The following is a 26,711-nucleotide window of genomic DNA, read 5'->3' on the forward strand; positions in this document are numbered from 1 at the left end:
GCTCGCTCCCGCAGTGCCTCGATCTCTGTTCGTGCTCTGTTCGTGCAGGAAAGTGTGCCGATCATAGAGGCTGACACGGGGCCCTTCCAGCCGCCGTCCCGTGTTCAGGACCGAACAACCCCTCCGACAGATCGTTTCCGCTCACACCTGGCCGGGTCCGGCACGCCTCCGACCAGTTGTGACGTTCTGTGAGTGTCTCCGAAGAGTCGACCCGGAGAACTCCGGGGGAATCCCGCCCGGCTCACCCATCCGGTGCAGGCGAACAAGGCGTAATACGACAATCATGCACAAGCTGGGTGCGGTGTCCCGTCAACCGCGCCCGGAGGTCCATGTGCCGCGCCAGCTCCCCCTGAGGCGACTTTCCCGGGAGGACTTCGAGGCGCTGGGCGGGGGCCGCCGGACGGCGGGGAGGGCCGCCCGGCCCAGGCTGCGCAGCACCGCGGCCGTGTGCACCACGATGTCGGCGCTCGCCGCGACGTCCCTGATCACCGCGCCCTCCGTCGCCGAGCCCTTCTCCCCGGAGCCCTGCGCGCTGGAGCGCACCGCGGCGCACCACTCCGAGGGCCTGGACACCTGGAACGCCGCCTACCCGAGGCCCGCCCGCACCCTGGACGCGGTGATGGTGTTCCTGTCCTTCCCCGACTCCCAGCCGCTGACGCGACCGTCCGAACTCGCCGCCGACCACTTCCCGGCCACCGCGCGCTTCTTCCGGCGTGCCTCGTACGGCGCGTTCACGATCCGCCCGCATCCGCTGCGGAACTGGATCCCGATGCCGAGCCCGTCGACGTCGTACGCCATACGGCGCGACTGGAGCCCCGAGCACCGGGCGGCCTACCTGCACGACGCGCTGGCCGCCGCGGACCGGTACGTCGACTTCTCCGCGTACGACGTCGTCTACTTCGTCGCGGACCCGGACGCGCCCGGAGTGGACTCCGACGCGACGAAGGTCGTCAACCTGGACACCCCGCTGCGGGCGGACGGCACGGACATCCGGCGGGTCGTCACGGTCTTCGAGAACCATCCGCCGGACCGGCTGGTCCTGGCCCACGAGACGGGGCACGTCTTCGATCTGCCCGACCTGTACCACCGGCCGGTCGACGGCAAGGGCGACTGGGACACGCATGTCGGCGACTGGGACCTGATGGGCAGCCAGTTCGGACTCGCTCCCGACCTCTTCGCCTGGCACAAGTGGAAGCTGGGCTGGCTGCAGCCCCGGCAGGTGGCCTGCGTGCGGGGCGGCGGGCCGAGCCGGCTGACGCTGGAGCCGCTGGCGGCGGGGCCGGGGGTGGAGGTGGCCGACGCCGCCGGGGCGCCGGCCTTCGGCCTCGGGCAGGGCACGAAGCTGGCGGTGCTGCGCACGGGGGCGGACAGTGTGCTGGCCTTCGAGGTGCGCACGCCGGTCGGCAACGACGCCACCGCCTGCCGGGCGGGGGTGCTGGTGTACCGGGTGCGCAGTGGGACGCGGTCGGGGGGCGGGCCGATCGAGGTGGTCGACGCCCATCCGGGCACCGAGGCATGCTGGGCCGACTCGGTCTATCCGCCGCTCGCCGACGCCCCGGTCGGCCTGGGCGAGAGCTTCACGGTGCCGGGCGACGGCGTCCGGGTGGAGGTGGAGGGCCGCACGGACTCGGGGGCGTGGACGGTACGCATCACCCCCGGGTGACCCATACACCCCGACCCACCGAACACCGGGCCGGCCCTCGCATCCCCGGCCCACCGGACACCCGGCCGACCTACGCATCCCCGGCCCACCGGACACCCCGCCGAGCCACGCGTCCCCGGCCCACCAGCCACCGAGCCGAGCCACGCATCCCCGGCCCAGCCATGGGGGGTGTGGGTGGCGAAGCCCCCACAACGCGCGGCGAAGCCGCGCAAAAACAACGATGGCGAGACCGGTTCGCGCCTTCCGCGAACATGCCTCGCCATCGCCAACGTGCGCCGCCAGGGACTCGAACCCCGGACCCGCTGATTAAGAGTCAGCTGCTCTAACCAACTGAGCTAGCGGCGCCTGCTGACGTCGTAGACCTTAGCATCCTGGTCGGCGGGAGGAAAAATCGAAATCCGCACCGCCGCACGGGCCGCGCGGACGGCTGCCCAGAGCATGATTTCCGGGCCGGGCAGCCACGGCAGGCGGGTGTCCGGGGCCACCAGCCAGCGGGACGCGGAACGCCGGGCCGCGCCCGCGGGGGCCGGGACGGTCACCGCGTCCCCGGCGCCGTGGCACAGCAGCGGCGGCACCGCGCCCGTACGACCGCCCGCGCGGCCGCGGGCGCCCCACTCCTCCCAGGCGAGCAGCGACGGCAGCCGCTGGGCGGTGCCCGGGGCGGCGAACAGCAGCATCCGGCCGCGGTACTCCGCCACGGGGCCGGAGCCGGGTCCGTCGTCCCACATCCGGTCCAGCATCCGGCGTCCGAAGATCGCGGGTGCGCTCACCACGTCGAAGGCGGAGCCGCAGGGCAGCACGACGGGGGCCTCGGGCCGCTCCTCCCAGTGTGCGAGCGTGCTGCGCGGATACGCGCCCGCCGAGGCCAGCCAGGCGGCGCCGTCCGAGGTGACGTCCGAGACGTGGGGCGAGGCATCGAGCGGGGCGTCGGGCGCGGCGTTGCGTGTGCTGCTCATACCGCATACATCTACCGGTCGTGAGGAAGCCGCTCCGCCGAGTTGCGGGAAGCCGGGACAGGGCCGCCGGGGAGGGAGTATCTTGCCCACCCTCCTGGCATATGCGTTCGGGACGTTCGGGCTACTCGGCCGGCTCGCCGCTCATCAGGTCCCGGCCGAACTCCACCATCTTCTTGGCGTAGTCCTCCGTCCACTCGGCCCGCCGCGCGATGTCGGCGGTGGTGAGCCGGTCGAACCGCCGCGGGTCGGCCAGCTGCGCCGCCGCGATCGCCTGGAACTCCATCGCCCGGTCCGCCGCCGCACGGAACGCGTGCGCCAGCTCGGTGGCCCGCTCCAGCAGCGCCCCGGGGTCGTCGATCGACTCGAGATCGAAGAAGTGCTCGGGATCGGCGGCCGCCTCCGCCGGCTCGAAGAGCAGGGGCGCGGGGCGTAGCCGCGGTTCGTTCCGACGCGGCGTGGGCTCCGCCATGTCTTCTCCTCCTCGTACGTCACGACAACGGCCCTCCCCGGGTGCGGGAGCACCGCGTGCGGGGGCACCCCGGTGGAGTGGGCCACCGTCCATTGTCCCGCGCCCGCGCAAGAGGGCGGGGCGCGTCCGGTGCCGCCGCCCGGACCCGCCCCGCCCTCCCGGCCGTGTCAGCCGGCGTACGTCTCGAACTCGGCGACCTTCGGGGTGCCCGAGGCACCGGTGATCTCGAAGGTGATCTTCTCCAGCGAGACCGGGGAGAAGCCGATCACGCCCGCTCCGCTGCCGGAGGCCAGGACGGCGCCGGTGTCGTGGTTCACGACCCGGTAGGAGCCGATGGTGCCGCCGGAGCCCGCCGCCTCCCTGATGTTGATCTTGGACACGGTGGTGGCGGAGGACCACTTGACGGAGATGGAGCCGGTCGCCCCGGCCGGGGACCAGAACGTGCCCGGGTCACCGTCGCGCACGTTGCCGTAGCTGGTGCCGCTCGCCTTGGACGAGCCGTCGGAGCCCGCCCCGAGGCTGAGGTTGGTCCCGCTCGGCGGGTCGGTCGGGTCCGGGTCGGTCGGGTCCGTGGGGTCGGTCGGATCGGTCGGGTCCGGGTCGGTGGGGTCGGTCGGGTCCGGGTTCTGCGGCGTGCAGCTGCCGTCCGACACCCTCAGGCCCTTGTTGGCGCCCGCCGTGCCGCTCACCACGGAGGGCACGCAGGAGGCGTCGTCGAGGGTGTAGGAGTACGGGATGGACACCGTGGTGTTGGACTGCGGGTCGGGGCCGGCCGGGTTGTTGTCCCCGCTGCGCTCGGACCAGGTCACGTTGTCGAAGATGTTGCCGCCGACCTGCCAGGAGCCGGCCTCGTCGGTGTAGAAGGTGCCGAGGACGTCCTTGGAGTCCTCGAAGTAGTTGTTGTCGACCTTGGCCTTGGCGCCCGCCCGGGAGTTGATCCCGGACTTGTTCAGGCCGACGTAGTGGTTGTTGTACATGTGCGCGATGCCGCCGCGCAGCAGGGGCGCGCGGGAGTCGATGTTCTCGTACAGGTTGTGGTGGAAGGTGACGTAGCCGTTGGAGCGGTCGCTCTCGCTGGAGCCGATGAGTCCGCCGCGGCCGGAGTTGCGCAGGACGCTGTAGGACAGGGTCACGTACTGGGTGTTGTCCTTCATGTCGAAGAGGCCGTCGTAGCCCTCCGACTCGCCGCCCGAGGCCTCCAGGGTGGAGTGGTCGACCCAGACGTTGCGGACGTCGCTCTCCATGCCGATGGCGTCGCCGCCGTTGGAGGTGGGCGAGCCGGACTTCTTGACGTTCCGGACGGTCACGTTCTGGATGACGATGTTGCTGGAATCCCGGATGTGGATGCCCAGTTGGTCGAAGACGGCGCCGCTGCCGACCCCGACGATCGTGATGTTGCTGACCTGCTTCAGCTCGATCTTGTCGGCGGCGGTGTTGCAGCTGTCGCCCGACACCTTGCTGGTGTTGCCGTGGTTGATGGTGCCCTCGACCTCGATGGTGATCGGGGTGCTGCTGCTGGCCCGGCCGCACAGGGCCTGGTGGATGGCGGTGCCGGTGGTGGCCCGGACGGTCTGCCCGCCCGCGCCGCCGGTCGTGCCGCCGTTCTGGGTCGCGTACCCGGTGGCGCCGCCGGCCGCCGCCGCCGCCTCGGGCATCGTCAGCACCACACCGGCCGCGGCCGCGAGGGCCAGCGTGCCCAGCGCCGCTTGGAGTCGCAGCGCGACTGGTCGTCTCATCCTCGGTCTCCCCTTCGCCTTCACATGCCGGAACGATCGTCATGTCGTGATCATGTCAAGACGACACGACGGGAAAGCGCTTTCTCGCCGTGAGAATAGGGTCCATCCCCGGAGCTGACAAGACTCCAGACAAGTTCAGAATGCGAATCAGTGTCTCTCTACATGAACGACCGTGCGGGGAGAGCGCGAGGACGATGCGAGGACGATGCGGGGACGACGCGGGGAGAGCCCGAGAGAGGGCCGACGCGCCGCGCGGCCGATGTGCACCCCGGGCCGAGCTGCGGTACGATCATCTTGCCTGATCACGGGGGCCCAACCCCCAGCAGCAGGCAGTGCGTTGGTGGTCCAAGGAAAGACGCCCCACTTCCCGTGGGGAAATGCAGGTGCAAGGCCTGCCCAGCGCTCGACGAGAACCCCGGCCCCGCTCACGCGGGACCGGGGTTCTCTTGTGTCGTACCCCTTCCTCAGGCCTGCACCAGCGGCTCCCGGGTGAACAGCGCGCCCAGGTCGGGGGCGTTGACCCTGCGGTCCGCCAGGCGCAGGCCCTCCCAGACGGTGACCTGGTTGGCGGTGAGGACCGGTTTGCCCAGTTCCTTCTCCAGGGTGGGGATGTGGGCCGCCGTGTGCAGGGCCGTGTCCGGCAGGAGCACCGCCTGGGCGTCCGGGCGGTCGGCCGCGCGGGCCAGCGCCAGCACCTGCGACTCGGTCCAGGTGCCGACCTCCGCCGCCGTGATGACGCCCGAGCCGACCACGTCGACGACCTCGATGCCGGCGGCGCCGAGGAACTCCGCGAAGAGCCCCGCCACGTCGTCCGGATAGGTGGCCCCGATCGAGACCCGCCGCACCCCGAGCTCCTCCGCCGCCCGCACGAAGGCGAAGGAGGTGGAGGAGGCGGGCAGGCCCGCCGACTGGGCCAGGGCGCGCACCTGCTCCTGCGCGCCCTCCCAGCCGTGCACGAAGCTGCCGCTGGTGCAGGCCCAGACCACGGCGTCGGCACCGGAGAGCCGCAGTTGCGCCACGCCCGACTCCAGCCGCCGCGGCGAGCCCATCTCGCGCAGGGCGTCCACGCGGTGCGCGTCCTCGCCGATGTCCGTGTGCACCAGGTCCACCCGGATGTCGCTGCCCAGGAGCTGCTCGATGCGTGGATAGTCGTCCTCGCCGGAGTGGCCCGGGTACAGGAATCCCAGTGCTGTCATGTCCACCCTTCCTGCTGTTCCGTGTCCGGGCCGTCACCGACGCCCGGCATGTCCGCCACCGCGGGTCCGACCGGGCCCGCCACCGCGGGGCCGACCGGGCCGACGGGGCCCACCACCGCGGGACCGCCCGGACCCGTGGCCGCGGGGCCCAGGCGCGCGGCCGGATCGGTCAGCGCCTGGTACGGCCCCACCGCAGGAGTACCCAGTCGGCGCAGCGCCGCCCACATCGTCACTTGGTTGGCCGAGATCACCGGGATCCGCAGCTCGGCCTCCAGCTGCGGGATGACGTCGTAGGTGGGGAGGTTGGTGCAGGAGATGAAGAGGGCGTCCGCGGCCCCCTGGACCGGCACGGCCTGGCGTGCCATGTCGGCCACGTCGCGGTACGGGACCCGCCAGATGTGCCGGGTCAGCCCCATGAAGGCGCAGCCGGTGATCGTGACGCCGGCTTCGGCGACGTACGCCTCCAGCGCCCGGGTCACGGACACGGTGTACGGCGTCACCAGCGCGACCCGGCGTACGCCCAGCTCGGCCAGCGCGTCCAGCAGGGCGCCCGAGGTGGTGACGGACGGGACCGCGCCCGCCCAGGTCATCGCCTCGCACATGGCGCGCTCCCCGGCGATGCCGCCGACGAAGCTGCCGGAGGTGCAGGCGTAGGCGACGACCTCGGGTGCGATGGCGTTGAGGGTGCGCACCGCCTCGCCGAGGGTTTCGTGCTCACTGACCAGCCGGGCGAGGTCCAGACTGACCTCGACGGGCACGAACGGTGTCCGGGTCATGTGGAGTGACACGTCGTCGGGCACCCATCGCCACAGCTCGCGATCGAGTGCGAAGTCGAACGGGGCGACCACGCCGACCCCGCGTTGCGGAGCTGGTCCGCCGAGAAAGGAGATGTCCATGGCACGCACCGGCCTCACACTGAGAAAGGGGAGGACAACGCACCGTTACGCACGGCCGTGTTGACGAAGGTAGGTTCCGGTGCGAGCGTGGTCAATCCACCCGCTTCACTCCCAGGTCAGCAGCCGGCCGAGGCCCCCGTCAACTCCTGAACCGCCCCCGCTTCCACCGACCGGAGACAGGCCAGCCGATGTCCGCCCCCGCGCGCACCCCCACGCCCCTGCCCACGCTCCTCGTCCTGGACACCGAGCCGCTCCCCCGCCTGGGCCGGCTCACCGGCCGGGCCCGGGTCGAGCACGCCGACGCGTCGACGCTGGCCGAGCGGCTGCCGGGCGCCGACGTCCTGCTCGTGTGGGACTTCGCCTCCCGCGCGGTGCGCGAGGCGTGGCCCGGCGGCGGGCCCCGGCCGCGCTGGGTGCACACGGCCAGCGCCGGCGTGGACCACCTGATGTGTCCCGAGCTGGCCGCGTCGGACACGGTGGTGACCAACGCCCGCGGCGTCTTCGACCAGCCGATCGCCGAGTACGTCGCCGCGCTCGTGCTGGCGATGGCCAAGGACCTGCCCGCGACGCTGCGGTTGCAGGGCGAGCGGACCTGGCGCCACCGCGAGTCGACGCGGGTGGCCGGAACACGCGCCTGCGTGGTGGGGTCCGGGCCGATCGGCCGGGCGATCGAGCGGACGCTGACGGCGCTCGGCATCACCACCGCGCTCGTCGGCCGCACCGCGCGCCCCGGTGTCCACGGGCCCGAGGAGCTGGACCGGCTGCTGGCGGGGGCCGACTGGGTGGTCGCGGCGGCACCGCTCACCGACGCCACGCGCGGCATGTTCGACGCCCGGCGGTTCGGGCTGATGCGGCCCTCCGCCCGGTTCGTGAACGTGGGGCGGGGACAGCTGGTCGTCGAGGAGGACCTCGTCGAGGCGCTGACCGGGCGCCGGATCGCGGGCGCCGCCCTGGACGTCCTGAACCACGAGCCGCTCGCGTCGGACAGTGCGCTGTGGACGGTCCCGGAGCTGATCCTCTCGCCGCACATGAGCGGGGACACGATCGGCTGGCGGGACGAACTGGGGGCGCAGTTCGTGGAGTTGTTCGAGAGCTGGGCGGCGGGCGGCCCGCTGGCCAACGTGGTCGACAAGAAGCGCGGATACGTGCCCGGACACTGACGACACCGACACCGACACCGACACCGCCGACACCGGCGTCACACCAACGCGGGAGGGTGCTGCATGACCGACCTCACGGAGCTGACCGCGGTACAGCTCGTCGACGGGTATCGCAAGGGCGCGTTCAGCCCCGTGGAGGTGACGCGGGCGGTCCTGGAGCGGGCCGAGCGGATCCAGCCGGAGGTGAACGCCTTCGTCCGGCTGACCGGCGAGGACGCGCTCGGCGAGGCCGCGCGGGCCGAGGAGCGGTGGCGCCGCGGGGAGCCGTGCGGGCGTCTCGACGGGGTGCCGGTCACGGTGAAGGACATCCTGCTGACCCGCGGTCGGCCCACCCTGCGCGGCTCCCGGGCCGTCTCCCCCGACGGCCCCTGGGACGAGGACGCGCCGTCCGTCGCCCGGCTGCGCGAGCACGGCGCGGTGTTCGTCGGCAAGACCACGACGCCCGAGTACGGCTGGAAGGGCGTGACCGACTCTCCGCTGTCCGGCGTCACCCGCAACCCGCACGACCCGTCCCGTACCGCGGGCGGTTCCAGCGGGGGCGCGGCGGCGGCCGTGGCGCTCGGGGCGGGGCCGCTGGCGCTGGGCACCGACGGCGGCGGCAGTGTGCGCATCCCGGCGTCCTTCTGCGGCGTCTTCGGCCTGAAACCGACGTACGGCCGGGTGCCGCTGTACCCGGCGAGCGCGTTCGGCACCCTCGCGCACGTGGGTCCGATCACCCGGGACGCGGCGGACGCGGCGCTGATGCTGGACGTCGTCGGCACCCCGGACGCCCGGGACTGGTCGGCGCTGGGTCCGGCGCCGGGGTCGTACACCGAGGCGCTGTCGGGCGGGGTGCGCGGGCTGCGGGTGGCGTACTCGCCCTCGCTGGGCGGGCAGGTGGCGGTGCGTCCGGCGGTGGCGGGGGCGGTGCGGCGGGCGGTGGAGCGGCTGGCGGAGCTGGGCGCGTACGTGACGGAGGCCGACCCCGACTTCACGGACCCGGTGGACGCCTTCCACACCCTGTGGTTCAGCGGGGCGGCGCGCGTGGTGCAGCACCTGCGGGCGGGGCAGCGGGAGCTGCTGGACCCGGGGCTGCGGGAGATCGTCGGGGCGGGGGCGCGGTACTCGGCGCTGGAGTACCTGGCGGCGGTGGACGTCCGGATGGAGCTGGGCCGGCGGATGGGCGTCTTCCACCAGGAGTACGACCTGCTGGTGACGCCGACGCTGCCGGTCACGGCGTTCGAGGCGGGGGTGGAGGTGCCGAAGGGGTCACGGTACCGGCGGTGGACGGGGTGGACGCCGTTCACGTACCCGTTCAACCTGACGCAGCAGCCGGCGTGCACCGTGCCGGTGGGGGCGGACGGGGACGGGCTGCCCATCGGGGTGCAGGTCGTCGCGGCGCGGCACCGGGACGACCTGGTGCTGCGCGCGGCGCACGCGCTGTACGAGGCGGGGGCGGCGGGTACGTCGGCTTGGGCGTGACCGGCGTCGGTGAGGGCCGGGGGCGGGTCGCGCGGCCCGGCGCCGGCGGGGTGCCTCCCCCGGTGCCCGAACGGCCCGCCCGTGCCGCCCCGGCGGCAAGACTGCCCGCAGCCGGGGCGAGCGGGAGCGGCACGACCCCTCGCAGCGGTGGTGTGCCGGCTACGCCCGGCGGAAGCTGAGCGTCTCCCCCGCCGCCCCCGTGCGCCACAGGTCGTTGCAGGCCTCGGCCATGGCGTCCAGGCCCTCGGTGATCCGGCCCCAGACGGTGCCGGGGACCCAGCCGACGTCGCCGTTGAGGAGCAGGTTGTTGCGCTCGTAGAAGAGGGCGAGGTCGACGAGGGTGGTGCCCGGGCGGACCTCGCGGTCGTAGCCGTACGCCTTGGTGCCCAACTCGGCACCCGCGAAGGCGAAATAGCACAGATCGCCCGGAATCGGCGTTACCGTCGGGTTCTCCAGCGGGGGTTCGGATGTCGCGAAGGGCGGGAAGAGGGCGTAGATCTCGTTTCGGGCGTATTTGGCGTGGTAGACGTCGCCGCCGAGGGGGAGCGCGTCCCAGACGGCCGCGCAGGTGATCGGGGCCCGTTCGTCCAGCAGTTGGGCCGTGCAGGTGATTCCGCGCTTGACCAGCGAGACTTCGATGTAGCGATCAGCCATGCCTCCATGGCAGTGCCCCGCGGCCCCGCGGTCAAGGGCGCCGGGCCGATGTATCGGACTGAAAAAGATCGGCATAACCTCCGCGCCTTCGGGTAGCTGCGCGCCCATGGCTCCACCACACAGAACCCCGACAAGGGGTATATCCGTCCACACATCCGGGCCCACACGCCGGACGCTGCTCGCGGGGGTCGCGGCGCTCGGCGCGTTGGGGGCGGCCGGCTGCTCGCGGGTGGCCACCGCGTCCGACGTCAAGGGGGGAGATCTGCTCGGGCGGCTCCGGGCACAGGGCGTCGCCCGGCTCGGCATCGCCGGCGAGATCCCCTTCGGGTACATCGACAAGAACGGCGAGCTGACCGGCGAGGCGCCGGAGCTGGCGAAGGTCGTCTTCAAGCGGCTCGGAGTGGACCGGGTGCAGCCGGTGCCGACGGAGTTCGGCTCCCTCATCCCGGGTCTCGCGTCGCAGCAGTTCGACGTCGTGGCGGCCGGGATGTACATCAACGCCGACCGCTGTCAGCAGGTCATCTTCTCCGACCCCGACTACCAGATGCTCGACGCGTACATCGTGCGCAAGGGCAACCCGCTCGGGCTGCACAACTACCGCGACGTCGTCGAGAAGAAGGCGAAGTTCGCCACCGGCACCGGGTACGCGGAGATCGCCTACGCGGTGGAGCACGGGTACAAGGAGGACGACATCCTGATCGTCCCCGACCAGGTGGCCGGCCTCAACGCCGTCGAGGCCGGGCGCGTGGACGTCTTCGCGGGGACCGCGCTGACCGTCCGTGAAGTGGTGAAGAAGTCCAGCAAGGCCGAGGCGACCGAGGCGTTCGCGCCGCTCGTGGACGGCAAGCCCCACGTCGACGGCGGCGGTTTCGCCTTCCGTCCGGACGAGACCAACCTGCGGGACGCCTTCAACGTCGAGCTGCAGAAGCTCAAGAAGAGCGGCGAACTGCTGCGCATCCTCAAGCCCTTCGGTTTCACCCAGAACGAGATGACCGATCTGACCGCGAAGGAGCTCTGCGGCGGATGACCTCGGGACTGTGGGAACTCGTACTCCAGGGCGTCTGGGTCACCGTCCAGCTGCTCTTCTTCAGCTCGCTGCTGGCGACGGCCGTCTCCTTCGTGGTCGGCGTCGCGCGCACCCACCGGCTGTGGATCGTCCGCTTCCTCGCGGGCTTCTACACCGAGGTGTTCCGCGGGACCTCCGCGCTGGTGATGATCTTCTGGGTGTTCTTCGTGCTGCCCCCGGCCTTCGGCTGGCAGCTGGTGCCGATGTGGGCGGGCACGCTCGCGCTCGGCCTGACCTACGGGGCGTACGGCTCCGAGATCGTGCGCGGCGCGCTCGGCGCGGTCGACCCGGCGCAGAAGGAGGGCGGCATCGCCCTCAGCTTCACGCCCTGGCAGCGGATGAAGCTGATCCTGCTGCCGCAGGCGGTGCCGGAGATGATCCCGCCCTTCTCCAACCTGCTGATCGAGCTGCTCAAGGGCACCGCCCTGGTGTCGGTCATGGGCATGGGCGACCTGGCCTTCAGCGGCAACCTGGTGCGCCTGGCGCTCCAGGAGAGCGCGGAGATCTACACGTACATCCTGCTGATCTACTTCGTGATCGCGTTCCTGCTCACGCGGGTGATGCGCGGCCTGGAGAAGAAGCTGAAGGCGGGCGTCGGGAAGGCGCCGAAGAAGAAGACGGCGGCCGTGCGCGTGCCTGAGGGAAGTGGTGTGTCGTGAAATGGGACTGGAGCGCGGTCTCCGACTTCATGCCGCACTTCTGGGACGGTCTGCTGGTCACCCTGCAGATCCTGGTCCTCGGCTCGCTGGTCTCCTTCGGCCTCGGCCTGGTGTGGGCGCTGCTGATGCGGGTGCCGAGCCGCTGGGTGACCTGGCCGGTCGGCGTGGTCACCGAGTTCGTCCGGAACACGCCGCTGCTGGTGCAGCTGTTCTTCCTCTTCTACGTGCTGCCCGAGTGGAACATCACGTTCTCGGCGCTCACCACCGGTGTGGTCGCCATCGGCCTGCACTACTCGACGTACACGATGCAGGTCTACCGGGCCGGCATCGAGGCGGTGCCGGTCGGCCAGTGGGAGGCCGCGACGGCGCTGAACCTGCCGCTCGGCAAGACCTGGACGGCGGTCATCCTGCCGCAGGCCATCCGCCGCGTGGTGCCCGCCCTCGGCAACTACGTGATCTCCATGCTGAAGGACACGCCGCTGCTGATGGCGATCACGGTGCTGGAGATGCTCGGCGAGGCGCGGCTGTTCTCGCAGCAGAACTTCCAGTTCACCGAGCCCCTCACGGTGATCGGTGTGGCCTTCATCATCATCTCCTACCTGGCCTCCCTTGCCCTGCGAGCCCTGGAGCGACGCCTTGTCCACTGACACTCTTCCCAACCCCGAGAAAAGCCCCGAGCGCGGTGGCGGTGAGCTGATCCGACTGGAGCAGGTCACCAAGCGGTTCGGGGACAACACCGTCCTCGACCACCTGGACTTCGCCGTGGACGCGGGCAAGCACGTCACCCTGATCGGGCCGTCCGGCTCGGGCAAGACGACGATCCTGCGCCTGCTGATGACGCTGCTCAAGCCCGACGAGGGCACGATCACCGTGGACGGGCAGAAGCTGTTCCCGGCGACCGAGAAGGAGCGGCGGGAGGTGCGCAAGCAGATCGGGATGGTGTTCCAGCAGTTCAACCTGTTCCCGAACATGACGGTGCTGCGCAACATCACCGAGGCGCCGGTCACCGTGCTCGGCATGTCCAAGGACGAGGCGGTGGAGCGGGCCAAGGGGCTGCTGGACCTGGTGGGCCTGGCCGACAAGTGCGACGCCCACCCCGCCCAGCTGTCCGGCGGGCAGCAGCAGCGGGTGGCGATAGCCCGGGCGCTGGCGATGCGGCCGAAGGTGCTGCTCCTGGACGAGGTGACGTCGGCGCTCGACCCGGAGCTGGTCGCGGGCGTCCTGGACCTGCTGCGGGACATCGCCCGCACCACGGACATCACCATGCTCTGCGTGACCCACGAGATGAACTTCGCCCGGGACATCTCGGACCAGGTCCTGATGTTCGACTCGGGCCGGGTCATCGAGGCCGGTCCGCCGGAGAAGATCTTCAGCGAGCCGGAGCACGACCGGACGAGGGAGTTCCTCAGCGCGGTGCTGTGAACGCACAGGCACACGGCGTGACTGCCCCAACGTCCGAGGTCGGGACGTTGGGGCATTCCCTTGGCATATGCCAGAGGATCAGCGTCCCAGTTGGGGGCGCCGGGATTGTGCCAACACCCCCTCACACCGGGCGCTTTGGCGGCTATCGTGGAGGGCGTCCGCTGTCCGGACCGGGGGCGCATGCAGGGGCAGGGGCCGAGGAGCTGGCTGTACCGACCCGCAGGGGGAGACCACAGTGGCGCTGCAGCACAGGCCGACCGCGCCGTACCACTCGGCCCAGGACGCCCTGCGCGTCCTGGAGACGGTGACGCGGCACACCTCCGGTGTCACCGACACCGAGATAGCTCGCCAAAGCGGCCTCGACCGGGACCGTCTGGCCCCGCTCCTGCGCATGCTGCGCCGCGAGGGCTACGTCGAGCAGACCGCCGACGGCGCGTACGTCACCGGGGAGGCGCTGGCCCGCCTCGGCTCGGCCGAGGGCCGCGAGGTGGCCCTGCGCGAGAAGCTCCAGCACACCCTGGACCGGCTGCGCGACTCGGTGGGCGCGGCCGTCTACATCAGCCGGTACGTCGACGGCGAGGTCAGCGTCACCCAGTACGCGGACGGTCCGGGCACGCCCAGGGTGAACGAGTGGGTGGACTTCCGCGTCTCGGCGCACGCGACCGCGGTGGGCAAGTCCCTGCTGACGCAGCTGGACCACGCGGGCCGCCGCGACCACCTGGCCCGGCACCGGATGGCCCGGCTGACCTCGCGCACCATCACCAGCGACAAGCTGCTGCTGTCCCGGCTGGAGTCCCAGCCGCCCACGGTGCCCGTCCTGGACCTCCAGGAGTACGCGGTGGGCACGGTCTGCGCGGCCGTTCCGATCACCGCCGGTTCCGCCGTGGGCTGCCTGGCGCTGTCGCTCCCGGTCGAGCACGCGCACCGGCTGCGCCGGGCCGCCGACGAGCTGAACCGCGGCGCGGCACCGGTGCTGCTGTCGATGGCGATCTAGGACGTACGCGTGCGGGCCGGGCCGGTCGGGAGCACTGCTCGGGACCGGGTAGTATTTTCTCCGTCGCCGACCGCGGAAGCGGACGGCGGGAGTCATGCGCCGCTAGCTCAGTTGGTTAGAGCAGCTGACTCTTAATCAGCGGGTCCGGGGTTCGAGTCCCTGGCGGCGCACAACGGAAGGGCCCCCTCGCTCGGCGAGGGGGCCCTTCACTCGTTCAGAAGGTCACGTCCGAGCACGCGTAGAACGCGTTGGCCGTGTCGGCGACCGTCCAGACCGCCACGATCACGTGGTGTCCGCTCAGCCCGGAGGGCAGCGTGCCGCTGTGGGAGAGCGTGGCCGGGGGCTGCTTGCCGCCGTAGGGCACCGTGAAGAACGGGGTGAGGTTGAGGTCGGACCGGGCGAGGTTGTGGTTCTGGTTCCAGCCCGGCTTGGTGACGTAGTACTTGAAGTCGGTCGTGGCGTGCCGGGCGGTGAACTGCCAGCGGAAGGTGTAGCTCTGCCCGCCGTTCACCCGGGTGGTCGGCCACGCCTGGCCGTTCGGCTGCTTGGGGCTGTCGAGCGCGGCGAACGTCCCGTGGCCCGCGGAACAGATCTTTCCGTCGGCCGGACCGGAGGCCGGGAAGCCCTTGGGTCCCTCGACGCTCTGCGGCTCCCACTGGATGGAGCCGCACCCGCTCACCGTGCCGTTCTGGCACACCTTCTGCCGGCTGACGGGCAGGTCGGTGTAGCCGTGCCCGCTGGCACCGCCGGACGAGAGCACGAGGGCTCCGGTGGTCGCCATGCCCAGCGCGGCCGCGTACAGCTTGGTCCTTGTGCGCATACTGCTGCTCCCTGTGACGTGTGGGGAAGTTCAGTGAGCCGTGCAGGTCTAGACCAAGTTCAGATTATGGCCGGTAGTTGAACATGTCCATACCAATAGCGGAACGCGCTGTCCGCCGGGCGGCGGCCCCGGACGCCGGTCCCCGTCGGCGGGTCAGGCCCCCGTGTCGCCCCGACCCGCGCAGAAGGCGACCGTCAGGTCCTTCACCAGCACCTTGCGCTCGTAGTCGTCCAGTTCGACCAGGCCGCGCATGGTCAGCCGGGTCACCGTGTCCTCCACCGAGTCCACGACCGAGGTGAGCACGCTCGCGCGCTGCGCCGCGTCCAGGGCGGCGATCCGGCGCCGGTGCATCGCGGCGGCCACCTCGGGGGCGTACTCCACCCGGACCGGCCGCACCGAGAACACCTCCAGACCGACCGGCGCCGCGTCCGCCGCCACCAGCCGGGTCAGCGTGTCCCCGGCCACGTCCGCCGAGCTGCGCACCGTGCCGAGCGGCTCCACCGGGACCCGGGCCAGCGCGGCCTCGACGCACTCGCGCAGATACGTCTCGTGGTCCTCGACGCCCAGCGTGGCCCGCGCGGTGTCCCGCACCCGCCACACCACCAGCGTCACCGCGCGCAGCGCGACCCCGTTGCCGTCGGCCGCGGGCATCGGTTCGCTGCGCCAGTGCCGCAGCCGCACGTCGACCCGGCGGCGCAGCAGCAGCGGGTTCACCCACATCAGACCGGTGCGGCGCACCGTCCCCCGGTAGCGGCCGAACAGGCCGAGCACCCAGGCCCGCCCGGTTCGCCCCCGGGCCAGCCCGCCGAACCCGAACATCCCGAGCGCCCCGGCCCCCGCGTACGCCGCCCACTGCGCGGGCCCGAGCCCGACGCCCGCGAACGCCGGCAGTCCCAGGGCCTGGGCGGCGAGCGGCGGTACGAGACCGGCCCACCAGGAGGTGAGGGCGCAGCCGGCCGCGCCGCAGAGACCGGCGGCCACGCCCGCGGCGCCGGGCAGCACCCGGGCCGGACGTTCCGTCAGCTCCGGGTCGACCGACGGCACCGGGCGCGGTCGTGCCGCGACGGGGCGCCGTGCGCGGGGCCGCTCCCCGGGGACCTGCCGGCGGGCGACGACCGCGGGGCGCAGGGGGACCGGCGCCGGATCGGGATCGTCGCGGAACAGCAGGTGGACGGGGATCTCGGTGGTGGCCTCGTTGTGGATGAGCCGGGCGGGCCGGGGTCCGGCCTCGGCCCCGGCCGCGCTCTCGGTGGTGTCCGGCGCCGCGGCCCGGGGGTCCGTCGACGATGTCGTGTTCGTACTCATGCGTGCTCCAGCCTCCGCGCCAGACGCCTCATGAACGGGTGATCACCTCGGGGCGGACGGTCACGAGAAGAGCCGTCGCCAGGTCTCGGGGCCCGGATGGCCGTCCGCCGCACCGCCGCGCCAGCCCTGGGCGCGCTGGAAGGCCTGGACGCCCCGCCGGTCCGCCTCGCCCCAGCGCGGACCCGGCCCCTTCGTGTAGTGCGTGCCGAACCCCTTGCGCACCAGCTGCCTGCCGAGCCGGGTGACGTACGGGTTGTCCGCGCCCGGCCCGAACATCGCCCGTCCCGGGTAGCCGGCCACCCCGTGCGAGGCGGGGCCCGCCACCCCGGGGGACGCGGCCGCGGGGTCGGCGGTGGCGGGCGGGGCGCCCTCGGCGGCCGCCTTGCCCGACTCGGCCTGCTCGCTCGCCGCGACCCCCTTGTAGCGGTACGGCAGGTACTTGGCGGAGTCGCTCCAGTAGGCGTAGGGCGTGTCCAGCCTGCGGGTGTGCGGCGGGGTCTGCTCGTACGCCGTGTACGTGGTGTGCGCCGTGTCCGTCCAGCCGCCGAAGATCACCACGTGGGAGCCCTTCGTGGGGTCGGACGCGTTGTGGAACAGCAGCATGTCGCCGGGCTGGAGTTCCTCCTTGGTGATGCGGTCGGCGAAGCTGCCGAGGCTCCCGGTCCACTCGTTGGCGGGCAGCTTCCACGCCATGGACACGAAGCCCGAGCAGTCCTGCCGGTAACCGTCGGACCAGTAGGCGGTCAGGCTGTACGGGACCTTCGCGGCGACCCACGTCCTGGCCCGGTCGATGATCTCCGCACGGGTGAGGGCGGCCAGTTCCGCGCGGGCCGGGGGCCCCACGGGCCGGCCGGCCGGACCGTGCAGCGGACCCCTGGCACCCTGCGGCGTGCCGGGCTCGTCCTCGGCGGGAACGCCCGGCCGGTGGGGCGCGTGGACGGCGGCGGGGACCGCCGCCGCCTGCCCGGCGCCGAGCGCGGACACGACGGTCGCGGAAGCGGCGGCGGTGGCCACCACCAGGGCGCGGCAGGCCGCCGGATGGGCGAGCGCGCGGCCGGCCGGGGCATGCGGCAGGACGCGCCGCCAGTGCCGGCAACCCGGGCACCCGCAGTCGCCCGCGGGGTCGATCTCCTCGAATACGGGAGCCTCCATGCGATTCCCCTCACACTCCCGGCGGAAATGCCCGAGTCGGTCCACTTCGGTAGATGTCGGTCAGTTTCTCAACTGTCCCTCCGGCACGCATGTTGACGGTCCGAATGATGTAACCGGCCCCGGAAGGTCCCGAGGGAAGCCCGGCGGGACCCCGGCGGGAGTGGTCCGGAGCACGGGTCGGCATCGGGTAGAGTTGTGCAGGTCAGCAGGCGCCGCTAGCTCAGTTGGTTAGAGCAGCTGACTCTTAATCAGCGGGTCCGGGGTTCGAGTCCCTGGCGGCGCACCGACGGTCGAAGGCCCTCCGTATCACACGGGGGGCCTTCGGCGTGTCCGGTCCCGGGACGTCTTGCGATCATGACGAACGCCGTAGAACCCTGGTCCGGTCGGGGGGCCGGGTGCCGACGGGATGCCGAGGGGGGCATCATGCAACCGGGGGTCGCCGTTCCATGTCTATATAAGGTGTGGATGCCGTGGTGACAGCGACCCACGACGGTGACGTCTGTGAAGGTCGAGGGGGACCGGAGCAGGCGAAGGAAGCGACGAAACACGCATGACCCGCGTGTGGGGGGATGACTCATGACGTCGACGCCGACGGGCGCCGGGCAGGACCACGACCCGTCCCGGACCACCCAGCTCAGGGTGCCCGGGCACCGGAACTGGAACACCGGTTCGTTCCGCCGGATACGCAAGACGCTGCCCAAGTACGACTACGAGCACTACAGCCGCCTCGCGGGCCCCCTCACCCAGCCGGACCCGAACAAGCCGTACCGGGTCCAGTACCGCTCGCTGATCTCGCAGGAACCGCACCGCTTCCGGGTCGCGCTGATGCTGGCCGCCGCGCCGCTGCTCTCGGTGGTGCTGCTGGTGTGGCTGCTCCAGCCCGAGCACTGGACCGAGCGCGACTACGTGGCCTTCGACTGGCTGCCCGCGCTCGACATCGTGATGCTCGTCGCGATCGGCCTGATCGAGCTGTTCCGCTGCCTGAACGTGCTGTCGAACGCGCACGCCACCCTGGTCGCCCGCGACCCGGTCCCGGTGGTGCCCGAGACCGGCACCAAGGTCGCCTTCCTCACCTCCTTCGTGCCCGGCAAGGAGCCGCTGGAGATGGTGACGAAGACCCTGGAGGCGGCCGTGAAGATCCGCCACCGCGGTCTGATGCACGTCTGGCTCCTCGACGAGGGCGACGACCCGGAGGTGAAGGAGGTGTGCGCGCGCCTGGGCGTGCACCACTTCTCCCGCAAGGGCGTCGCGAAGTGGAACCGGAAGAAGGGCCCGCACCGCGCCAAGACCAAGCACGGCAACTACAACGCCTGGCTGGAGGCGCACGGCGACGACTACGACTTCTTCGCCTCCGTCGACACCGACCACGTGCCGCTGCCCAACTACCTGGAGCGGATGCTCGGCTTCTTCCGCGACCCGGACGTCGGCTTCGTCATCGGCCCGCAGGTCTACGGCAACTACGACAACCCGATCACCAAGGCCGCCGAGTCGCAGCAGTTCCTCTTCCACGCGCTGATCCAGCGCGCCGGCAACCGCTACGGCGGGCCGATGTTCGTGGGCACCTCCAACGCGGTGCGCATCCGGGCGCTCAAGCAGATCGGCGGTCTGTACGACTCGATCACCGAGGACATGGCGACCGGCTTCGAGATGCACCGCCACAAGAACCCGGTCACCGGCCGCAAGTGGCGCTCGGTCTACACCCCGGACGTGCTCGCGGTCGGCGAGGGCCCGAACGCCTGGACGGACTTCTTCACCCAGCAGATGCGCTGGTCCCGGGGGACGTACGAGACGATCCTCAAGCAGTACTGGAAGGGCTGGTACTCGCTCCCGCCGAGCAAGCTCTTCAACTACACGATGATGATCATCTTCTATCCGATGTCGGCCCTGAACTGGATCCTGGCGGCGCTGAGCTGCTGCCTGTTCCTGGGCCTGGGTGCGTCCGGCGTCAACATCGACCCGGCGGTCTGGCTGATGCTCTACGGCAACGCCTCCGCGCTCCAGATCGGCCTGTACGTCTGGAACCGCCGCCACAACGTCTCCCCGCACGAGCCGGAGGGCTCCGGCGGTGTGGCCGGTATGATCATGTCCGCGCTGTCGGCGCCGCTGTACGCGAAGGCGCTGATCGACTCCGTGCTGCGGCGCAAGAGCAAGTTCGTGGTGACTCCGAAGGGCGACTCGGCCAGCCCCGACACGCTGTTCGGCACCTTCCGGTACCACTGGTACTTCATCGTGATCTTCGGTGGCTCGATCGCCGCCGGTCTCGCCTTCGGCCACTCGCACCCCGCGATGATCATCTGGGCGACCTTCGCCCTGCTGATCACCGCGTCGCCGATGTTCGCCTGGCGCCACGAGCTGCGGAAAGCGAAGAAGCAACCGCCGGCCGCGGCGGCGGAGCCCGCCCCGCGGGTCCCGTCGCAGCAGCCCCAGCAGCCGACGCCCGAGCAGGCGTACGCACCGTACGCGCCGCACGCGGCACACCAGCAGCAGGCGCCGTACGCGCCGCACGCGCCGCAGCAGAAACCCAGCTGGGCCGCCCCCGCCGACGGGGGCGACGACCAGACCATGCAGATCGCCCTTGGTGGACTTGGGGGACGTAAGGAATGAAAGACCGTGCCGGCCGCCGCCGCGCCCGTCGCTTCGCGATAGGTACGGCGGTGGTAGTCGCGCTGGCCGGGATGAACGGGCCGTGGCTCTACCGCTTCAGCACCGAGAAATACCACCAGTACAAGATCAACCAGCCGGAGTACAAGGCCGCCAACGGCAAGTGGGAGATCATCGAGTTTCCCGAGAAGTACCGGCAGAACACCATCCACGCGGCGCTGCTGCGCACCGGCAAGGTGCTGATGGTCGCCGGGTCCGGCAACAACCAGGACAACTCCGACGCCAAGCAGTACGACACCCGGATCTGGGACCCCGTCAAGGGGACCATCAAGAAGGTGCCGACGCCCACCGACCTGTTCTGCACCGGGCACACGCAGCTCGCCAACGGCAACCTGCTGATCGCGGGCGGCACCAAGCGGTACGAGAAGCTCAAGGGCGACGTCACCAAGGCCGGCGGCCTGATGGTGGTGCACAACGAGAACCCGGACAAGCCGATCACCCTGCCGGCGGGCACCAAGTTCACCGGCAAGGAGAACGGCAAGACGTTCGTCTCCAAGGATCCGGTCCTGGTACCCCGCGCCGAGAAGGTCTTCGACCCGGCGACCGGGGAGTTCCTGCGCAACGACCCGGGGCTCGGGCGCATCTACGTCGAGGCGCAGAAGACCGGCGCCGAGTACGAGACGGGTACGGAGGACAACTACCGGATCCAGGGGCTGTCGGGCACGGACGCGCGCAACACCTACGGCATCGCGCAGAAGCTCGCCCTCGACAAGAAGGACTTCCAGGGCATCCGGGACGCCTTCGAGTTCGACCCGGTCGCCGAGAAGTACATCAAGGTCGACCCGATGCACGAGGCCCGCTGGTACCCGACGCTCACCACCCTGGGCGACGGCAAGATCCTCAGCGTCTCCGGTCTCGACGACATCGGCCAGCTGGTCCCGGGCAAGAACGAGATCTACGACCCGGAGACCAAGGAGTGGACCTACACCGACAAGGTCCGTCAGTTCCCGACGTACCCGGCGCTGTTCCTGATGCAGAACGGCAAGATCTTCTACTCGGGCGCGAACGCCGGTTACGGGCCCGACGACGTGGGCCGCGACCCGGGCATCTGGGACGTGGAGACCAACAAGTTCACCAAGGTCCCCGGCATGAGCGACGACAAGATGCTGGAGACGGCGAACACGGTGCTGCTGCCGCCGGCGCAGGACGAGAAGTTCATGGTGATCGGCGGCGGCGGGGTCGGTGAGTCCAAGCTGGCCAGCGAGAAGACCCGGATCGTCGACCTCAGGGCGGACGACCCGAAGTTCGTCGACGGGCCGTCACTGGAGAAGGGCACGCGCTATCCGCAGGCCTCGGTGCTGCCCGACGACAGCGTGCTGGTCTCCGGCGGCTCGGAGGACTACCGGGGCCGCGGCGACTCCAACATCCTCCAGGCGCGGCTGTACCACCCGGACACCAACGACTTCGAGCAGGTCGCCGATCCGCTGGTCGGCCGCAACTACCACTCCGGTTCGATCCTGCTGCCCGACGGTCGCCTGATGTTCTTCGGCTCGGACTCGCTCTACGCCGACAAGGCCAACACCAAGCCGGGCAAGTTCGAGCAGCGCATCGAGATCTACACGCCGCCGTACCTGTACCGGGACTCGCGGCCGGACCTGTCGGGCGGCCCGCAGACCATCGCGCGCGGCGAGTCGGGGACGTTCACGTCCCGGGTGGCGTCGACGGTCAAGAAGGTGCGGCTGATCCGGCCGAGCGCGTCCACGCACGTCACCGACGTCGATCAGCGCTCGATCGCGCTGGACTTCAAGGCGGCCGGGGACAAGCTGACGGTGACGGTGCCGGAGAACGAGAACCTGGTCCAGTCGGGGTGGTACATGATGTTCGTGACGGACGGAGAGGGGACGCCGTCCAAGGCCGAGTGGGTGCGGGTGCCATAGCGGTCCCCCGGGTGCGTGGTCGGGCGCGGGGCGCGTGGTGGTCGATGGCGCAGTCCCCGCGCCCCAGGGGGGTCTACCCCCGCGCCAGTTCCAAGGCGTACTCGGGATACCACTCCCCCGCCTTCGGGCCGCCCTTGCACTCGCCGTCCGACTCTCCCGGGCGCTTGACCCACAGATAGGCGTCGACCAGCGGGTCGGCGGTCTTCGTCGTCGGGGTCTCGCCGAGGGCCCGGCCGGGCGGGTTGCACCAGCGTTCGTCGGGGGCGCCCTCGGTGTAGGGGCCGTTGCCGTTGCGGCTGGTGTCGACGACGAACGGCTTGCCGCCCACCTTGGCGGAGAGCTGCTTGCCGTACGCGACGGACTCCTCGGTCGTGTAGAAGTTCGAGACGTTGACGGCGAAGCCGTCGGCCCGGTCGATGCCGGCCCGCTTCAGGGGGTCGAAGATCTGGTCGGGGTGGCCCCAGCCGGCGTTGCCCGCGTCCAGGTACACCTTGGTGTTCTTCAGGGCGGTGAGCTTGTCGACGGCACCGTTGAGCAGGTCGTAGCGCTCCTCGTGGAACTCCTGCGGGGTGCAGCCGTCCACCAGGTGGAGCACGGCGTCCGGTTCCAGGACGACGGTGGCGGCGCGGTCGCCGATGCCCTTGGCCACGCCGTCGACGAAGGAGCGGTAGGCGTCGCCGTCGGCGGCACCGCCCTGCGAGTACTGGCCGCAGTCGCGGTGCGGGATGTTGTAGAGGACGAGCAGCGCGGTGCGGTCGGTCTCGTCGGCGGCCTCGGTGAAACCGCGGGCCTGCTCCTCGGGGTTCTCCGGGCTGATCCACTCGCCGGTCGGCTGCTGGGCGATCTTGCGGAGCTGTGCGGCCTGGTCCTTCTCGCCCGCCTCGGTGAGGGAGGCCACCTGCTCGGCCGCGGTGCCGTCGGGGTTGACCCAGAACGGGTCGGCCTCCCGGGGCTGCTGCGTGATCCCGGCGCCCGTGCCCTTGCCGTCCCCGTCACCGGACGAGGAGCAGCCCGCGAGGAGCAGGGCCGCCGCCCCGAGTGCCGCCGCCGACGCAGCCCGCCTCCTGGACATGTTTCCGGCCGGCTTGCTGCCGTACATCCAACCCCCCTGGGTGCACTGTTGCGAGGCTCAATCCTGACATACGCCTTCTGCGCCCGGCCGGTTCCCCGGCAGACGGAGGAGCGCTGTGCTATGTGCCGGTTCCGGTCAGGTAGGCGGAGACGACGACGTTGGCCGTGTAGCCGCCGGTGGTGCGGTCGAAGGTGCCGCCGCAGGTGATGAGGCGGAGCTCGGAGCGGCCCGTGTCGCGGGGTCCGTAGGCCTGCTGGGCGTCGAAGCCGTCGCGGGCGAGGACCTGGACGTCGTCGACGGTGAACTCGGCGACCTCCGCGTCGTCGCGGACCACCCGGATCGTCTGGCCGGGTTCGAGGGTGCTGAGCTGGTAGAACACGGCGGGTTGGGTCTCGGTGTCGACGTGGCCGACCATCAGGGCGGTCCCGGCGGCTCCGGGGGCGACCCCGGCCGCGTACCAGCCGACGGTGCCGGGCCGGTCGAAGGGCGGTGGTTCGATGGCGCCCTTGGCATCGAGGCCGCGGGCCACGACGGACGCGTCGATGTCGAGTCCGGGGATCTCCAGCCGCTGCGGCCGGGCGTCGTCGAGGGGTGCGTGGGCGGGCGGCAGGGGTACGTCGCGGGGCCGGCCGGCCGCCGCCATGTCCCCGATGGCGGGCCGGGACACGCCCTCGCGCACGTCGGTGGCCTCGCGGCCCCACAGCCACAGGCCGAGGAGGAGCACCACCCACGCGATGCCGGTGACCAGGCGCCCGCCGGGGACAGCGGTCTCCGACCCGGTCTTCTGCGCGGCGCCCTGTCCGCACTGCTCATCCCGCTTGCCCCGCTCGTCCTGCTTGCCCCGCTCCTCCTGCCCGTCCTGCTCGTCCTGTTCCGACATGGTCAGTCCGTCCCGCGACTCCGGCTGCGGACGCTGCGCAGCGCGACGGCGACGGCGGCGATGCCCGCGAGGACCAGGCCGGTCACGGTGTGCGCCGTGCCGGGCGGCTCGGAACGGGCCTGCCGCGTGCCGTCGGAGGCGGCCGTCAGCCGGGCGGTGCCGCCGCCTCCCGCGTCGACGGGGGCGACGGGCGAGGCGTGGGCGGTCGGGCGCCCCTCGTCGTGGACGGTGATGGTGCCCTTGCGCGCCTGCCCGCCGCACGTGACCTGCACGGCGTACACGCCGGCCCGCACGCTGGTGCGGACCCGGCTGGAGCCGACCAGGGCGCCGTTCTCCGCGGTGAGGCCGAGCCGGACGTCCGACTCGAAGGCCGCGGACACGGCGACGGCCGTCTTCTCGGCGCAGTCGGGCACGCGGAGTGTGACGTCCGTGCCGGGGGCGGGCGCGGACGGTGTCACGGAGACACCGCCGCCGTCCGCCGCGTGGGCGGTGGCCGCCGGCGCGCACAACGCGGCGGCCAGCGCGCCTCCGGCACAGAGGGTGACCTTCAGTGAGCCCATCGTGTACCTCCAGTTGTCTGGAGGCTCCCCCGCGCGCCCGGTTCCCGCATCCCGCGCGGGGGTCGGGCTGCTCCGATCGGGTCACGCGGGGGACGTCCGGGTTTCAGACCCGCGCGACGAGGTCCGCGATCGAGTCGACCACCTGGGACGGGCGGTACGGGAAGTCCTCGACCTGCTCCGGCCGGGTGAGGCCGGTGAGCACCAGGAAGGTCTGCATCCCGGCCTCCATGCCGGCCAGCACGTCGGTGTCCATGCGGTCGCCGATCATCGCGCTGGTCTCGGAGTGGGCGCCGATCGCGTTGAGCCCGGTGCGCATCATCAGCGGGTTGGGCTTGCCCGCGAAGTACGGCTGCTTGCCGGTCGCCTTGGTGATCAGGGCGGCCACCGCGCCGGTCGCCGGGAGCGGCCCCTCGGCGGAGGGGCCGGTCTCGTCGGGGTTGGTGCAGATGAAGCGGGCGCCCGCGTTGATCAGCCGTACCGCCTTCGTCATGGCCTCGAAGGAGTACGTGCGGGTCTCGCCGAGGACGACGTAGTCGGGGTCGTGGTCGGTGAGGATGTAGCCGATGTCGTGCAGGGCCGTGGTGAGGCCCGCCTCGCCGATGACGTAGGCCGAGCCGCCGGGCCGCTGGTCCTCCAGGAACTGGGCGGTGGCCAGCGCCGAGGTCCAGATGGAGTCGATCGGCACTTCCAGGCCCATGCGCCGCAGCCGGGCGTGCAGGTCGCGCGGGGTGTAGATCGAGTTGTTGGTGAGGACCAGGAAGGGCTTGCCGGACTCGCGGAGCCTCTTGAGGAAGGCGTCGGCACCGGGGATCGGCACGCCTTCGTGGATGAGGACCCCGTCCATGTCGGTGAGCCACGACTCGATGGGCTTGCGGTCTGCCATGTGCGGGTCTCCTGCCTGCGCGGTCCTGCGTGCGCCCCAGCCTAGACAGAGCAGGATCTTGAGGGAACGGCCGTCTCAGCTCCCGGTCGCCCCGGCCGCCCCTCGCCTCAGCCGCCCGTCGCCTCCTTCCAGGCGTCGATGTAGGCGGTGAGGTTCTCCTCGATGTCGCTCCAGTCCGGCTCGAAGACCTCCACCCCGTCCATCAGCCGGGTGAGGGCGACGGCGTTGGCGTCGGTGGCCTTGACGTCCTGGCGGGCCGCGAAGCCGCCGCCGATCTCGCTGACCTGCTGCTGCGCCTTCCGGCTCAGCAGGTAGTCGAGGAGTTTCCTGCCGTTCTCGGTGTGCGGGGCGTCGGTGACCAGACCGGCCGCGTAAGGCAGGGCGAAGGTCGTGGGCCTGCCGCCCTCGCGGGCCGGGAACCAGATGCCGAGGTTCGGCAGGGACGTGGACTGGGCGTAATTCATCTGGACGTCCCCGTTGGCGACGAGGAGTTCACCCTTGTCGACCTTGGGGGCGAGCTTGCCGGTGGAGGCGGACGGGCCGACGTTGTTGGCCTGGAGCTTCTTCAGGTACTCCATGGCGGGCTTCTCGCCGCCGAAGTCGTGCATCGCCTTGATGAGGACGGCGGTGCCGTCGCCGGCGACGCCGGGGGTGGAGTACTGGAGCTTGTTCTTGTACCTGGCGTCGAGCAGGTCCTCCCAGGTGGTGGGGGCCTGCTTCAGCTCCTTCGTGTTGTGGACGAAGCCGAAGTAGTTGTTGACGACGGCGGTCCAGGTGCCGTTCGCCGCCTTGTCGGCGCCGTTGACGTGATCGAGTCCCTGGGGGGCGTACTTCTGGAGCAGCCCCTTGGTGTCGGCCTGCTGGATGAAGGGCGGGAGCGTGACGAGGACGTCGGCCTGCGGGTTGCGCTTCTCCCGGACGGTTCGCTGCACCATCTCGCCGGAGCCGCCCTCGACGTACTCGACCTCGATACCGGTCTCCTTCTCGAAGTCGGCGAAGACCCGGTCGTACCAGCCGTCGCCGTTCTCACCCTTGAGGCCGTCGGCGCTGTAGACGGTGACGACGTTCTCGTCGGAGGCGGCGGAGGTGCCGCCGCAGGCGGTCAGGGGGAGGGCGAGGACGCAGAGGGCGGCGAGCGGTGTGGCGGCGTTCCTGGGCATGGCGGGGCG

24 protein-coding genes and 3 tRNA genes are annotated in these 26,711 nt (G+C 71.4%); 12 read left to right on the top strand and 15 right to left on the bottom strand.

Translation table 11 applies throughout. The features are described 5' to 3' along the window. Window positions 1-283: 283 nt before the first annotated feature. A complete protein-coding gene (locus tag BJ961_RS30915) occupies window positions 284-1,663 on the top strand; it encodes a M6 family metalloprotease domain-containing protein (protein WP_271416068.1) in 1,380 nt (459 codons plus the stop codon). Window positions 1,664-1,934: 271 nt separating this feature from the next. On the opposite strand, the gene BJ961_RS30920 is transcribed toward BJ961_RS30915, so the two are convergent. From BJ961_RS30920 to BJ961_RS30945, 6 genes are all read right to left on the bottom strand, one after another. Beyond that, a tRNA-Lys gene (locus BJ961_RS30920) sits at window positions 1,935-2,008 on the bottom strand. Continuing rightward, a complete protein-coding gene (locus BJ961_RS30925; protein WP_271416069.1) occupies window positions 1,999-2,619 on the bottom strand; it encodes a bifunctional DNA primase/polymerase in 621 nt (206 codons plus the stop codon). The genes BJ961_RS30920 and BJ961_RS30925 overlap by 10 nt, the downstream gene beginning before the upstream one ends. 121 nt (window positions 2,620-2,740) lie before the next feature. Beyond that, window positions 2,741-3,088, bottom strand: a complete 348-nt coding sequence (locus BJ961_RS30930; protein WP_271416070.1) for a hypothetical protein — start codon at window positions 3,086-3,088, stop codon at window positions 2,741-2,743. A gap of 167 nt (window positions 3,089-3,255) precedes the next feature. Further along, on the bottom strand, window positions 3,256-4,824 hold the full coding sequence (locus BJ961_RS30935; protein WP_271416071.1) for a pectate lyase family protein: 1,569 nt from the start codon (window positions 4,822-4,824) through the stop codon (window positions 3,256-3,258). A 464-nt stretch (window positions 4,825-5,288) separates the two neighbouring features. After that, window positions 5,289-6,020 (bottom strand): maleate cis-trans isomerase family protein, encoded by a 732-nt coding sequence (locus BJ961_RS30940; protein ID WP_271416072.1) that lies wholly within the window; start codon window positions 6,018-6,020, stop codon window positions 5,289-5,291. Further along, window positions 6,017-6,916: a maleate cis-trans isomerase family protein gene (locus BJ961_RS30945; RefSeq protein ID WP_271416073.1), complete on the bottom strand. Its 900-nt coding sequence runs from the start codon at window positions 6,914-6,916 to the stop codon at window positions 6,017-6,019. Before BJ961_RS30945 ends, BJ961_RS30940 begins: the two co-directional genes overlap by 4 nt. A gap of 188 nt (window positions 6,917-7,104) precedes the next feature. On the opposite strand from BJ961_RS30945, the gene BJ961_RS30950 reads away from it, so the two are divergent. Together BJ961_RS30950 and BJ961_RS30955 are read left to right on the top strand one after the other, a co-directional pair. Continuing rightward, a complete protein-coding gene (locus BJ961_RS30950) occupies window positions 7,105-8,076 on the top strand; it encodes a D-2-hydroxyacid dehydrogenase (RefSeq protein ID WP_271416074.1) in 972 nt (323 codons plus the stop codon). Between the two features lie 63 nt (window positions 8,077-8,139). Beyond that, complete coding sequence (locus BJ961_RS30955; protein WP_271416075.1) at window positions 8,140-9,537, top strand: amidase; 1,398 nt, start codon at window positions 8,140-8,142, stop codon at window positions 9,535-9,537. Between the two features lie 159 nt (window positions 9,538-9,696). Here BJ961_RS30955 and BJ961_RS30960 read toward each other — a convergent pair whose 3' ends face one another. After that, the gene (locus BJ961_RS30960) at window positions 9,697-10,191 is read right to left on the bottom strand and encodes a DUF3830 family protein (protein WP_271416076.1); all 495 of its coding nucleotides are present in this window, start codon (window positions 10,189-10,191) and stop codon (window positions 9,697-9,699) included. A gap of 106 nt (window positions 10,192-10,297) precedes the next feature. On the opposite strand from BJ961_RS30960, the gene ehuB reads away from it, so the two are divergent. The 6 genes from ehuB to BJ961_RS30990 all read left to right on the top strand — a co-directional run bounded on the left by ehuB (window position 10,298) and on the right by BJ961_RS30990 (window position 14,502). Then, window positions 10,298-11,218, top strand: coding sequence for an ectoine/hydroxyectoine ABC transporter substrate-binding protein EhuB (gene ehuB, locus BJ961_RS30965; protein ID WP_271416077.1), 921 nt, complete (start codon window positions 10,298-10,300; stop codon window positions 11,216-11,218). Further along, window positions 11,215-11,916, top strand: a complete 702-nt coding sequence (ehuC, locus tag BJ961_RS30970; protein ID WP_271416078.1) for an ectoine/hydroxyectoine ABC transporter permease subunit EhuC — start codon at window positions 11,215-11,217, stop codon at window positions 11,914-11,916. Before ehuB ends, ehuC begins: the two co-directional genes overlap by 4 nt. Continuing rightward, window positions 11,913-12,563 carry an ectoine/hydroxyectoine ABC transporter permease subunit EhuD gene (ehuD, locus tag BJ961_RS30975; RefSeq protein ID WP_271416079.1) on the top strand — a complete coding sequence of 217 codons (651 nt, stop codon included), beginning with the start codon at window positions 11,913-11,915 and terminating at the stop codon, window positions 12,561-12,563. The genes ehuC and ehuD overlap by 4 nt, the downstream gene beginning before the upstream one ends. Next, window positions 12,553-13,338 (top strand): ectoine/hydroxyectoine ABC transporter ATP-binding protein EhuA, encoded by a 786-nt coding sequence (gene ehuA / locus BJ961_RS30980; RefSeq protein WP_271416080.1) that lies wholly within the window; start codon window positions 12,553-12,555, stop codon window positions 13,336-13,338. The genes ehuD and ehuA overlap by 11 nt, the downstream gene beginning before the upstream one ends. A 235-nt stretch (window positions 13,339-13,573) precedes the next feature. Then, window positions 13,574-14,332 carry an IclR family transcriptional regulator gene (locus BJ961_RS30985; protein ID WP_271416081.1) on the top strand — a complete coding sequence of 253 codons (759 nt, stop codon included), beginning with the start codon at window positions 13,574-13,576 and terminating at the stop codon, window positions 14,330-14,332. Between the two features lie 96 nt (window positions 14,333-14,428). Beyond that, window positions 14,429-14,502 (top strand) — tRNA-Lys (locus BJ961_RS30990). Window positions 14,503-14,546: 44 nt separating this feature from the next. Here the strand turns inward: BJ961_RS30990 and BJ961_RS30995 are convergent. From BJ961_RS30995 to BJ961_RS31005, 3 genes are all read right to left on the bottom strand, one after another. Continuing rightward, complete coding sequence (locus tag BJ961_RS30995; RefSeq protein WP_271416082.1) at window positions 14,547-15,152, bottom strand: lytic polysaccharide monooxygenase auxiliary activity family 9 protein; 606 nt, start codon at window positions 15,150-15,152, stop codon at window positions 14,547-14,549. Between the two features lie 153 nt (window positions 15,153-15,305). Then, window positions 15,306-16,457, bottom strand: a complete 1,152-nt coding sequence (locus tag BJ961_RS31000) for an SPFH domain-containing protein (RefSeq protein ID WP_271416083.1) — start codon at window positions 16,455-16,457, stop codon at window positions 15,306-15,308. Window positions 16,458-16,517: 60 nt separating this feature from the next. Continuing rightward, window positions 16,518-17,609: a peptidoglycan-binding protein gene (locus tag BJ961_RS31005; RefSeq protein ID WP_271416084.1), complete on the bottom strand. Its 1,092-nt coding sequence runs from the start codon at window positions 17,607-17,609 to the stop codon at window positions 16,518-16,520. Between the two features lie 209 nt (window positions 17,610-17,818). On the opposite strand from BJ961_RS31005, the gene BJ961_RS31010 reads away from it, so the two are divergent. From BJ961_RS31010 to glxA, 3 genes are all read left to right on the top strand, one after another. Next, window positions 17,819-17,892, top strand: a tRNA-Lys gene (locus BJ961_RS31010). A gap of 293 nt (window positions 17,893-18,185) precedes the next feature. Then, window positions 18,186-20,213, top strand: coding sequence for a glycosyltransferase family 2 protein (locus BJ961_RS31015; RefSeq protein ID WP_271416085.1), 2,028 nt, complete (start codon window positions 18,186-18,188; stop codon window positions 20,211-20,213). Next, window positions 20,210-22,147: a radical copper oxidase GlxA gene (glxA, locus tag BJ961_RS31020; protein ID WP_271416086.1), complete on the top strand. Its 1,938-nt coding sequence runs from the start codon at window positions 20,210-20,212 to the stop codon at window positions 22,145-22,147. The genes BJ961_RS31015 and glxA overlap by 4 nt, the downstream gene beginning before the upstream one ends. A gap of 73 nt (window positions 22,148-22,220) precedes the next feature. On the opposite strand, the gene BJ961_RS31025 is transcribed toward glxA, so the two are convergent. The 5 genes from BJ961_RS31025 to BJ961_RS31045 form a co-directional block, all read right to left on the bottom strand. Further along, window positions 22,221-23,246 (bottom strand): glycoside hydrolase family 6 protein, encoded by a 1,026-nt coding sequence (locus BJ961_RS31025; protein WP_271416087.1) that lies wholly within the window; start codon window positions 23,244-23,246, stop codon window positions 22,221-22,223. 91 nt (window positions 23,247-23,337) lie between these two features. Further along, on the bottom strand, window positions 23,338-24,099 hold the full coding sequence (locus BJ961_RS31030) for a class F sortase (protein WP_271416088.1): 762 nt from the start codon (window positions 24,097-24,099) through the stop codon (window positions 23,338-23,340). Between the two features lie 2 nt (window positions 24,100-24,101). Beyond that, a complete protein-coding gene (locus BJ961_RS31035; RefSeq protein ID WP_271416089.1) occupies window positions 24,102-24,659 on the bottom strand; it encodes a hypothetical protein in 558 nt (185 codons plus the stop codon). Window positions 24,660-24,762: 103 nt separating this feature from the next. Then, window positions 24,763-25,542, bottom strand: coding sequence for an HAD-IIA family hydrolase (locus tag BJ961_RS31040; RefSeq protein ID WP_271416090.1), 780 nt, complete (start codon window positions 25,540-25,542; stop codon window positions 24,763-24,765). Window positions 25,543-25,649: 107 nt separating this feature from the next. Further along, window positions 25,650-26,702, bottom strand: coding sequence for a 2-aminoethylphosphonate ABC transporter substrate-binding protein (locus tag BJ961_RS31045; protein ID WP_271416091.1), 1,053 nt, complete (start codon window positions 26,700-26,702; stop codon window positions 25,650-25,652). Between the last annotated feature and the right edge of the window lie 9 nt (window positions 26,703-26,711).

Source organism: Streptomyces lienomycini (genome assembly GCF_027947595.1).
In the GTDB taxonomy this organism is placed as follows: Bacteria; Actinomycetota; Actinomycetes; order Streptomycetales; family Streptomycetaceae; genus Streptomyces; species Streptomyces lienomycini.

What these genes read in the sequence shown, in the direction of transcription:
- ehuC (WP_271416078.1), top strand. Translation starts at nt 11,215, where the DNA reads ATGACCTCGGGACTGTGGGAACTCGTACTCCAGGGCGTCTGGGTCACC.
- BJ961_RS30940 (WP_271416072.1), bottom strand. Translation starts at nt 6,020, where the DNA reads ATGACAGCACTGGGATTCCTGTACCCGGGCCACTCCGGCGAGGACGAC.
- BJ961_RS30915 (WP_271416068.1), top strand. Translation starts at nt 284, where the DNA reads ATGCACAAGCTGGGTGCGGTGTCCCGTCAACCGCGCCCGGAGGTCCAT.
- BJ961_RS30935 (WP_271416071.1), bottom strand. Translation starts at nt 4,824, where the DNA reads ATGAGACGACCAGTCGCGCTGCGACTCCAAGCGGCGCTGGGCACGCTG.
- glxA (WP_271416086.1), top strand. Translation starts at nt 20,210, where the DNA reads ATGAAAGACCGTGCCGGCCGCCGCCGCGCCCGTCGCTTCGCGATAGGT.
- BJ961_RS31045 (WP_271416091.1), bottom strand. Translation starts at nt 26,702, where the DNA reads ATGCCCAGGAACGCCGCCACACCGCTCGCCGCCCTCTGCGTCCTCGCC.
- BJ961_RS30945 (WP_271416073.1), bottom strand. Translation starts at nt 6,916, where the DNA reads ATGGACATCTCCTTTCTCGGCGGACCAGCTCCGCAACGCGGGGTCGGC.
- BJ961_RS30995 (WP_271416082.1), bottom strand. Translation starts at nt 15,152, where the DNA reads ATGCGCACAAGGACCAAGCTGTACGCGGCCGCGCTGGGCATGGCGACC.
- BJ961_RS30955 (WP_271416075.1), top strand. Translation starts at nt 8,140, where the DNA reads ATGACCGACCTCACGGAGCTGACCGCGGTACAGCTCGTCGACGGGTAT.
- BJ961_RS30960 (WP_271416076.1), bottom strand. Translation starts at nt 10,191, where the DNA reads ATGGCTGATCGCTACATCGAAGTCTCGCTGGTCAAGCGCGGAATCACC.
- BJ961_RS31025 (WP_271416087.1), bottom strand. Translation starts at nt 23,246, where the DNA reads ATGTACGGCAGCAAGCCGGCCGGAAACATGTCCAGGAGGCGGGCTGCG.
- BJ961_RS31005 (WP_271416084.1), bottom strand. Translation starts at nt 17,609, where the DNA reads ATGGAGGCTCCCGTATTCGAGGAGATCGACCCCGCGGGCGACTGCGGG.
- BJ961_RS30925 (WP_271416069.1), bottom strand. Translation starts at nt 2,619, where the DNA reads ATGAGCAGCACACGCAACGCCGCGCCCGACGCCCCGCTCGATGCCTCG.
- BJ961_RS31030 (WP_271416088.1), bottom strand. Translation starts at nt 24,099, where the DNA reads ATGTCGGAACAGGACGAGCAGGACGGGCAGGAGGAGCGGGGCAAGCAG.
- BJ961_RS31040 (WP_271416090.1), bottom strand. Translation starts at nt 25,542, where the DNA reads ATGGCAGACCGCAAGCCCATCGAGTCGTGGCTCACCGACATGGACGGG.
- ehuB (WP_271416077.1), top strand. Translation starts at nt 10,298, where the DNA reads ATGGCTCCACCACACAGAACCCCGACAAGGGGTATATCCGTCCACACA.
- BJ961_RS31000 (WP_271416083.1), bottom strand. Translation starts at nt 16,457, where the DNA reads ATGAGTACGAACACGACATCGTCGACGGACCCCCGGGCCGCGGCGCCG.
- BJ961_RS30930 (WP_271416070.1), bottom strand. Translation starts at nt 3,088, where the DNA reads ATGGCGGAGCCCACGCCGCGTCGGAACGAACCGCGGCTACGCCCCGCG.
- BJ961_RS30950 (WP_271416074.1), top strand. Translation starts at nt 7,105, where the DNA reads ATGTCCGCCCCCGCGCGCACCCCCACGCCCCTGCCCACGCTCCTCGTC.
- BJ961_RS31015 (WP_271416085.1), top strand. Translation starts at nt 18,186, where the DNA reads ATGACGTCGACGCCGACGGGCGCCGGGCAGGACCACGACCCGTCCCGG.
- BJ961_RS31035 (WP_271416089.1), bottom strand. Translation starts at nt 24,659, where the DNA reads ATGGGCTCACTGAAGGTCACCCTCTGTGCCGGAGGCGCGCTGGCCGCC.